Origin of the sequence: Kocuria sp. CPCC 205231 (genome assembly GCF_040980965.1) — a bacterium.
GTDB lineage: Bacteria > Actinomycetota > Actinomycetes > Actinomycetales > Micrococcaceae > Kocuria > Kocuria rosea.
In genome coordinates, this window is record NZ_JAVKPP010000034.1 from 1 (window position 1) to 8,206 (window position 8,206).

At 68.1% G+C, this 8,206-nt stretch carries 7 protein-coding genes; 3 read left to right on the plus strand and 4 right to left on the minus strand.

The window, feature by feature from the left end; all coding sequences use genetic code 11:
• From RF640_RS18430 to RF640_RS18440, 3 genes are all read left to right on the plus strand, one after another.
• Positions 1 to 252: MFS transporter (locus tag RF640_RS18430; protein WP_368828614.1), on the plus strand; the 252-nt coding region annotated here is incomplete at its 5' end.
• Between the two features lie 382 nt (positions 253 to 634).
• Positions 635 to 1,876 (plus strand): CynX/NimT family MFS transporter, encoded by a 1,242-nt coding sequence (locus RF640_RS18435; RefSeq protein WP_109221890.1) that lies wholly within the window; start codon positions 635 to 637, stop codon positions 1,874 to 1,876.
• Positions 1,877 to 2,260: 384 nt separating this feature from the next.
• On the plus strand, positions 2,261 to 3,820 hold the full coding sequence (locus RF640_RS18440; RefSeq protein WP_109244631.1) for an IclR family transcriptional regulator: 1,560 nt from the start codon (positions 2,261 to 2,263) through the stop codon (positions 3,818 to 3,820).
• A gap of 306 nt (positions 3,821 to 4,126) precedes the next feature.
• On the opposite strand, the gene RF640_RS18445 is transcribed toward RF640_RS18440, so the two are convergent.
• The 4 genes from RF640_RS18445 to RF640_RS18460 form a co-directional block, all read right to left on the minus strand.
• Complete coding sequence (locus RF640_RS18445; protein WP_109221892.1) at positions 4,127 to 4,378, minus strand: hypothetical protein; 252 nt, start codon at positions 4,376 to 4,378, stop codon at positions 4,127 to 4,129.
• Between the two features lie 181 nt (positions 4,379 to 4,559).
• Positions 4,560 to 5,387, minus strand: coding sequence for a pyruvate, water dikinase regulatory protein (locus tag RF640_RS18450; RefSeq protein ID WP_035925211.1), 828 nt, complete (start codon positions 5,385 to 5,387; stop codon positions 4,560 to 4,562).
• A gap of 94 nt (positions 5,388 to 5,481) precedes the next feature.
• A complete protein-coding gene (gene ppsA / locus RF640_RS18455) occupies positions 5,482 to 7,875 on the minus strand; it encodes a phosphoenolpyruvate synthase (protein ID WP_095651863.1) in 2,394 nt (797 codons plus the stop codon).
• A gap of 172 nt (positions 7,876 to 8,047) precedes the next feature.
• Positions 8,048 to 8,203 (minus strand): biotin/lipoyl-containing protein, encoded by a 156-nt coding sequence (locus RF640_RS18460; protein WP_368828615.1) that lies wholly within the window; start codon positions 8,201 to 8,203, stop codon positions 8,048 to 8,050.
• Between the last annotated feature and the right edge of the window lie 3 nt (positions 8,204 to 8,206).

Consider the following 8,206-nt stretch of genomic DNA (forward strand, 5'->3'; position numbering starts at 1 on the left):
GGCATCGGCATCTCGGTGTTCTTCGGCTGGACCATGAACGGTTTCCTGGCCCTGTTCTTCCCCTCCCTCGTTGCCGCGGTCGGGATCTCCGGCACGTTCTTCCTCTTCGCCGGCATCGGCGTCCTCGCCCTGATCTTCGTGGCCACCCAGGTCCCCGAGACCCGCAACCGCTCCCTGGAGGACCTCGAGGAGGACGTCTCCACCGGAGCGATCTACCAGGTCGCCGAGCCCGCCGACGCCCACCAGTCCTGAGCCCCACGGCTCTGCTCCACGTCCCGGGCCGGCCGACCTCTCCAGGTTGGCCGGCCCGGGACCACTGGGCTGCTGTGGTGATCTCAAACAGTGCAGTTGCTGGGTTCCCCGGCTCGCATGAGACCTCGCCGGGCGTTGTCGTCCATCCAGCGATGAGCCCTTCACACTGTGCTGGGAATGAAGGAGGGACAGCCGCTGGCTGTCCCTCCTCTTCCATGGGCGCCCCTCGCCCCCGCGGATCCACTGGTCTCAGCAGGGCCCGCTCCGCCCGACCTCCGAGGAGCCGTCATGACCACCGTGCCCGAGTCCCCTCCGGGCATCACCGGACGCCGCGCCGGCGGCCGACCCGTCCAACGTCTGCTGCCCGGTCAGAAGGACTGAGATGAGCACGCTCCCCATCCCGCCGCGCGCCCTGCCGTGGGTCGTCGTCGGCATCGTGCTCGTCGCGCTGAGCCTGCGCGGGCCGATCATCGCCCCGACCCCCGTCATCACGCAGATCCAGTCCGAGCTCGGGCTCTCGGCGGCGACCGCGGGCCTGCTCACGGGTCTGCCGGTGCTGCTCTTCGCACTGGTCACCCCGCTGGCCTCGAAGCTGATCGGACGCTTCGGGCCCGAGGCGGCCGTCTTGGCGTGCCTGAGCGGCGTGCTGGCCGGGACCGTGATCCGCTCGGCGGGCCCCACCGCGGTGGTCCTGGCCGGCACCGTGGTCATCGGTACTGCGATCGCCGTGGGCAACATCGTGGTCCCGGTGATCATCCGCCGCGACGTCTCCTGGCGCCGGATCCCCACGGTGACCGCCGCCTACACCGCCGCCCTCAACGTCGGGTCGATGATCACCGCCCTGGGCACTGCGCCGCTGGCCGCGGCGGTCGGGTGGCGCTGGGCCCTGGTCGCCTGGGGCGCCCTGACCGTGGTGGCCCTCGTCTTCTGGCTGGTCGTGGCGCGCCGCCGGACCGGCACACCGCCCGCGGCCTCCACCCCGGCCGAACCCAGCACGGCCACCGGGACGCTGAGGCAGGCCCGGGGCACGGGCCAGGTCCGGCGCATCGGCTGGTGGCTGACGCTGGCGTTCTGCGGGCAGGCCTTCTCCTACTACTCCGTCACCGCGTGGCTGCCCACCCTGCTGGCCGACACCCGGGGGCTGAGTCTGGCCGCCTCCGGGGCCAGCGCTTCCCTGTTCCAGGTCGCCGCCATCGCCGGCGCCCTGGGGGTGCCCCTGCTGGCCGACCGGGCCCCGGCGTGGACGCCGGTGGTCCTCGTCGGAGGGCTGTGGATCGCCCTGCCCGTCGGGCTGCTGCTCGCCCCCGAGGGCTACCTCGTGTGGTCCGTCATTGGCGGCGTCGCCCAGGGCGGGGGCTTCACCACGATTTTTTCGATCGTCGCACGCATCGTGCGGACCGACGCCGAGGCCGCGGCGACCTCCGCCCGCATCCAGGGCGCCGGCTACCTCGCCGCCACGGTCGGCCCACCCCTGGTCGGGGCGCTAAACGCCGGCACCGGAGGATGGACCGTGCCGCTCTTGGTCGTCCTCGGCGCCACCCTGGTGTTCCTGGCCGGCGGCCTCCTGGCCGTCGCCGAGACCCGCCCCACCCATAAGAGTCCATCAGTGGAAGCATCCCAATGACCCCACCAGGGTCTTTAACTGGGCTGTATGCACGCAGAAGGGGCGCCCTGATCGACTCTTAAACTGGTCTTGCGACAGCCCCTTCGCCGGGCGGGGGCGGCACCGGGCTGGACGGTCCGGAAAACGAAGGCAGCGTGCATCTGCCCGCCGCCGCACCGACCTGCGTGACTTCGACAGGCTCGCGTCCGGCGGAGCGGTGTCACCTCGGACAGCAAGTCGCATACGCTGGACAGGGAGTCCACAGGAATGGGAGGACTGAGCCGCTGTCAGGGTCCACAGCCCGGCGCTTTTGTTCTGAGTTAAGTACTCAAGAACGGCATCCTTGCTGACTCTCGTCCATTCGCAGTGCATGCGGGCGAGGAGTTCGATCCGAGGAGTGCAAGCATGAAGCATACGGGCAAGCTGATCCAGCTGGTGCTCAAGGCGACGCAGGCGGTGGACGAAGTATCCGCCCTCGGCCCCTCGATTCCCGCGGATCTGGCGAAGGCCCTGGAGGAACCGCGGCCGTCGGTCTACCGCATCATCAGCGCGCTGGAGGGGTCAGGGATCCTCCGCCGCTCCCCAGGCGGGCTCGTGGAGCTGGGCACCGGCATTTTGAGGCTGGCGGAGGCGGCAACCGAAGCCCTCGTCGACCACGCGGCGCTTGAGCGGGTACTTGAGGGCGTCCAGTCGGATCTCGGCCTCACGTCCGCCTTCTGGATTCCCCGCAAGGACACCGCAGTCTGCTTGGAGCAGGTCGATTCCACCGAGGTTGATCTCCACGAACTCTCGTCCGGGCGCATTCTGCCCCTCCACGCAGGTGCCGCCTCCCATGTGCTGCTGGCTTGGCAGCCCGAGGTTCTGGACGAGCTTCTTGCACAGGAACACTATGCGCAGCTGGCGGCGAGGACACCCGTGGATGCAGACACGCTCCGCCGCCTGGTCGAGGGCACTAAACGGGATGGCTGGAGGATGGAGTCGAACGAGGTTGTCGACGGCATCGCGGCGTTGGGATTTCCCGTCTTCAACCCGGACGGCAGCATATTCGGCGCCTTGACGGCGGCGGGCTTGGTCGACCAGGTAGACAACCTGCAGGAGGAAGCCATGAGGGTCCTCAAGGCCGCCGCTCAGACGTTGACTGATCTCATGGCGGACTTCAAGCCGTCACTCGCAGCCCGTGAATTCAAAGCTCCTGATTCGAACGGATCGGTGCTGGCCAAGGCCGCCTCTCTCATGGACGCCCTGGCTGTCGAACGCGTGGCGACTTCCGCAAGACTCGCGGAGCTCATCGGCGAACCCCTTAGCTCCATCTACCGCATGCTGGCGAGCCTCATTGAAGCCGGCTGGATCGAGCAGCTTGGCCACCGCGGTTCCTATCGAATCGGCAGCAAGATGATCTCCCTCGCGGGGAGTCTCTTGAACCAGTTGGACTTGCGGCGGGCCTCGCTTCCCATACTCCAAGAGATTCACGACGCCACAGGCGAAACGGTGTTCCTGTGCATCAGGAGCGGCCCCCGTGCCGTGTGCATCGAGCGGATCGAGGGCAAGCGTGTGAACAGCCGCCGTTTGACCCTAGGCAACTCCTTGCCCCTGCACATCGGCGCAGCGCCCCGCGCCCTATTGGCTTTCGACTCCCCCAAGGCGTGGGAGGACTACGCGGTGGTCTTGGGCCATAGCCCGGACTTCAGTCTCGGGGCGCGATCCCGGGCGGAGTTCTTCGGGAAGCTCAAAGACATCCGCGATGCCGGCTTCGCGTTGAGCGACGACGAACTGACCCGGGGCATGGCCGCCGTCGGAGTTCCTGTTTTCGACCACCGCGGCCATGTGATGGCGTCCCTGTCTGTGAGCGGACTGCGTGAAGGCATCCTGCACGAACCAGATGACTCGCCCAGCATCGTCGACCTGGCCCGCGATGGGGCGCGGCGATTGTCTGCCTACTTCGGCGCCCCGAGCTCTTCCGTGTAGCGGTTTGCGCCGCCTGCCTCCGGACATGCGGAGCCAGCACGGAGGCAGGCGGCGGCGACGATTTAACGGATGGATTCCCCCGCGCCACTAACGCAGAAGGGACTGCCGCACGAATGGGACACCCTGACCTGACCTACGGTTTGATTTCCGGTGGCGGTCGCTAGTTAGCCAAAGGCCTTCATGGAACCCCCCGTGGGTTGGTCCGCCGCTAACCGGGCCATATGGGTAAAGCCGTAGTTGAGAAGTTCTCAAAGGAACTTGCCATTGTGGCTCTAAATGTTGGGACGCGAACGGCCGCAGCAGCAGCTACGACCGTGCGTCCAGGAGGTGCTGTTGCTGGTGGTGTCGGCGGGCCTCGATCTGTGCCCTGGTCCGATCGACGTGCTGGCGCGACTGGGACTCGAAGTCCACGACGACACGAGCGATCAATGCCACCGCCCCGATCATGAGCAGAGCGATCGCCGCCGGCTCGAGCGCACCACTGGTGCCGATCGACAGGCTCAGCTGGATCATGGCCGCCGCAGTGGCCACACCACCTGCGCCTGTGGCGACGCTCATTAACGTTCCTGCCATGGGAGCCTCCTGGAGCCGAGCACTAGACGTTTGTCTATGCAAAACAGACTAGTAACCTTACTCACCAGTAATCAATACAGGAGCCGAGGGACATGTCCACATCGTGAGACACCATAAAGGCCGCACCTACACATGGGGGCGTCTACGGCTTGGTGCCTCGGTGTTTTCAGCCGATGCCGGTTTCTTGGAGATCCATTCTCTGGAGGATGGTGGCGGAAATTTCTTCTACGGACATGAAGGCTGAGTTGAGGTGGGGGATGTCGTTGAGGGCGTACATCTGTTGGGCGTTGCGCAGTTCCCAGGTGCATTGGGGCAGGGAGGCGTAGACGGTGCCTGGGCGTCTTTCCTGGCGGACCTGGCTCAGTCGCAGGGGTTGGGAGGTGAGTCCGAAGCACTTGGTCGCGTAGGCGGCGATGGGTGCTGGCAGGGACCGGTGGGCGAAGTCTTCGTCGACTAGGGGGAAGTTCGCGGTGCGGATGCCGTGCTGCAGGGCGAGGTACATGCTGGTGGGGGTCTTGCCGCAGCGTGAGGGGGCGATGAGGATCAGATCGGCCCGTTCCAGGGCGCGGATGGATTGCCCGTCGTCGTGTTCCATGGCGTACTCGACGGCTGTCATCCGCGACTGGTAGCGGATGGCGTCGCCGAGCCCGTGGGCCCTGCCGGGTTGGGGGTTCGCGGTGGTGTGCAGGGCGGTTTCGAGCTGGTGGATGTGGGAGCCGAAGAGGTCCACGAAGTATCCGGCGCCAGCCTCGAGGATGCCGCGCAGGTGCGGGTCCACGACGGTGGAGAACACTACGGTGGTGCGGCCGGTTCCTGCGGCGGTGGTGATCCGGGCCGCGACCTGGTGGGCGTGCTCGGCGGTGGTGAGGAAGGGCACGGTGTGGCGTTCGAAGCGCTGGGCCGGGAACTGGGTGATGAGGGTGTTGCCGAGGGTCTCGGCGGTGATGCCGGTGCTGTCGGAGACGAAGAACGCCACCGGGCAGGAATCGGTCACGGGTGCCTCCGTTGTCTTCTCGTGGGGATGTCCGGTGGTCCGGGTGGGGGTTGGTGCCCTGGTCCTGGCGCCGGCGGCGCCAGGACCAGGGTGTTCACAGGGCCGGCTGTGCTGTGGTGGCGGCCAGGGCCAGCCAGGTGTCCACGACGGCGTCGGGGTTCAGGGACACGGAGTCGATGCCCTGGCCCAGCAGCCAGGCGGCCAGCTCGGGGTGGTCGCTGGGGCCTTGGCCGCAGATCCCGACGTACTTGCCGCGCTCCTTGCAGGCGGTGATGGCCATTTCCAGCAGCTTCTTCACCGCCGGGTCGCGTTCGTCGAAGGAGGAGGCGACCAGGGCGGAGTCGCGGTCCAGGCCCAGGGTGAGCTGGGTGAGGTCGTTGGAGCCGATGGAGAACCCGTCGAAGTGCTCCAGGAACGCCCCGGCCAGCAGGGCGTTGGCGGGCAGCTCGCACATCATCACGATCTCCAGCCCGTCCACCCCGCGGTGCAGGCCGTTGGCGGCCAGCAGCTCGATCACACCTTGGGCTTCGTCGAGGGTGCGCACGAAGGGGACCATGAGCTTGATGTTGGTCAGTCCCATGGTGGTACGGGCGTGGACGACCGCTTCGCACTCGAGCTCAAAGGCGGCCCGGAAGCTCTCCGAGAGGTACCGGCAGGCGCCCCGGAATCCGAGCATCGGGTTCTCCTCGTCGGGCTCGAACTGCGGGCCGCCGAGCAGGTTGGCGTACTCGTTGGACTTGAAGTCCGAGAGCCGGATGATCACCGGCTCCGGGGCGAAGGCGGCGGCGATCGTGGCGATGCCCTCGGCCAGGCGCTGGATGTAGAACTGGCGGGGTCCGGGGTAGGCGGCGATCCGCTCCCGGATCTGCCCGGCGACCTCGGCGGGCAGATCCGGGGACCCGTTTTCCACGGCCAGCAGGGCCAGGGGGTGGATGCCGATCTGGCGGTTGATGATGAACTCCAACCGGGCCAGGCCCACCCCGTGGTGGGGCAGTTGAGCGAAGGAGAACGCCTGCTCGGGGGTGCCCACGTTCATCATCACTTTCAGCGGTGCTTCGGGCATCGCGCCCAGGGTGGTCTCCTCCACGGTGTAGTCCAGCAGGCCCGCATAGACCAGGCCCGCCTCGCCTTCGGCGCAGGAGACCGTCACCGGGTCCCCCTCGGCCAGCGCTGTCGTGGCGTCCCCGGCGCCCACGACGGCGGGGATGCCCAGTTCCCGGGCGATGATCGCCGCGTGGCAGGTGCGCCCGCCGCGGTCGGTGACGATCGCGGCGGCTTTCTTCATGATCGGCTCCCAGTCCGGGTCCGTCATCGAGGCCACCAGGACATCCCCGGCCTGGAAGGAGGCCATCTGCTCGACCGACTCCAGCACCCGTACCCGTCCGGCGCCGATCCGTTGGCCGATGGCCCGCCCCTCGACCAGGACCGTGCCGGTCTCGTGGAGCCGGTAGCGGGCCACGGCCCCGGCCCCGCGGCGGGAGACCACGGTCTCGGGGCGGGCCTGCAGGATATAAAGGTTCCCGTCGGTGCCGTCCAGGCCCCACTCGATGTCCATCGGACGGCCGTAGTGCTCCTCGATCGCCACCGCGTAGCGGGCCAGCTGCTCCACCTGCGCATCGGTGAGACTGAACCGCCCCCGCTGCTCATCCGGCACGGGCACGAATCCCACGGTCTCCCCGAGCTCCTGGGAGTCGGTGTAGGTCATCTGCAGGGCCTTGTCTCCGAGCCCGCGCTTGAGCACCGCGGGCCGCCCCGCGGCCAGGGCCGGTTTGTAGACGTAGAACTCGTCCGGGTTCACCGCCCCCTGCACCACCGCCTCCCCCAGCCCGTAGGAGGAGGTGATGAACACCGCGTCGGTGAACCCGGACTCGGTGTCCATGGTGAACATCACCCCCGAGGCGCCGACGTCGGAGCGCACCATCCGTTGTACCCCGGCCGAGAGCGCGACCTCGGCGTGGGTGAAGCCGTGGTGGACCCGGTAGGCGATCGCCCGGTCGTTGTAGAGGGAGGCGAAGACGTCCTTGACCGCCGCCAGCACGTTCCCCACCCCGCGGATGTTGAGGTACGTCTCCTGCTGTCCGGCGAAGGAGGCGTCGGGCAGGTCTTCGGCGGTCGCGCTGGAGCGCACTGCCCAGGACACCCCTGCCGGGTGGGTTCCGGCCAGCTTCTCGTAGGCATCCCGGATCCCGGCCTCCAGCCTGGCCGGCAGCGGTGCGTTGCGGATCAGCGATCGGATGTGCGCACCGGCGGCGGCCAGGGCGGTCACGTCGGCGGTGTCCAGGCCCTCCAGGGTCTGGGCGATCCGGTCGTCCAGGCCGTCGGCGGCCAGGAACTGGCGGAACGCGGTGGCTGTGGTGGCGAAGCCACCGGGGACCTGCACCCCGGCGCTGCTGAGGTTGCGGATCAGCTCACCCAAAGAGGCGTTCTTGCCGCCGACCTCCTCGAGGTCGGAGAGGTCGATGTCGGTGAAAGGAAGGACAGAGGTCAAGGAGAACTCCTTCGGTGGGCGCCGCCCAGGCGGGGTGCCAGTGGATTGAAGATCGGTTCTGCCCGCCGGGCCGGCCGCAGGAACATCAGCGGTCAGGGCCGACCAGCTCCTGCCGGGACAGGGGGCCCAGAGCAGGGGGCAGGGGACGGGGTGGTTCGGGGTTGTGAAGGGTTCAGTTGGTGGGGCGCAGGACCAGCAGCAGGTCCCCACCGGTGACCTGGGTGACCCCGGTCAGTGCGACCCGGGCGACCGTGCCGCCGGTGGGGGCGGTGATGGAGGCCTCCATCTTCATGGCCTCGATGGTGGCCACCTGGCCGCCCGCCTCCACGGT

Excerpts from the sequence above, each read along its gene's own strand:
- RF640_RS18435 (WP_109221890.1), top strand. The coding sequence starts at position 635 with ATGAGCACGCTCCCCATCCCGCCGCGCGCCCTGCCGTGGGTCGTCGTC.
- RF640_RS18440 (WP_109244631.1), top strand. The coding sequence starts at position 2,261 with ATGAAGCATACGGGCAAGCTGATCCAGCTGGTGCTCAAGGCGACGCAG.
- RF640_RS18445 (WP_109221892.1), bottom strand. The coding sequence starts at position 4,378 with ATGAGCGTCGCCACAGGCGCAGGTGGTGTGGCCACTGCGGCGGCCATG.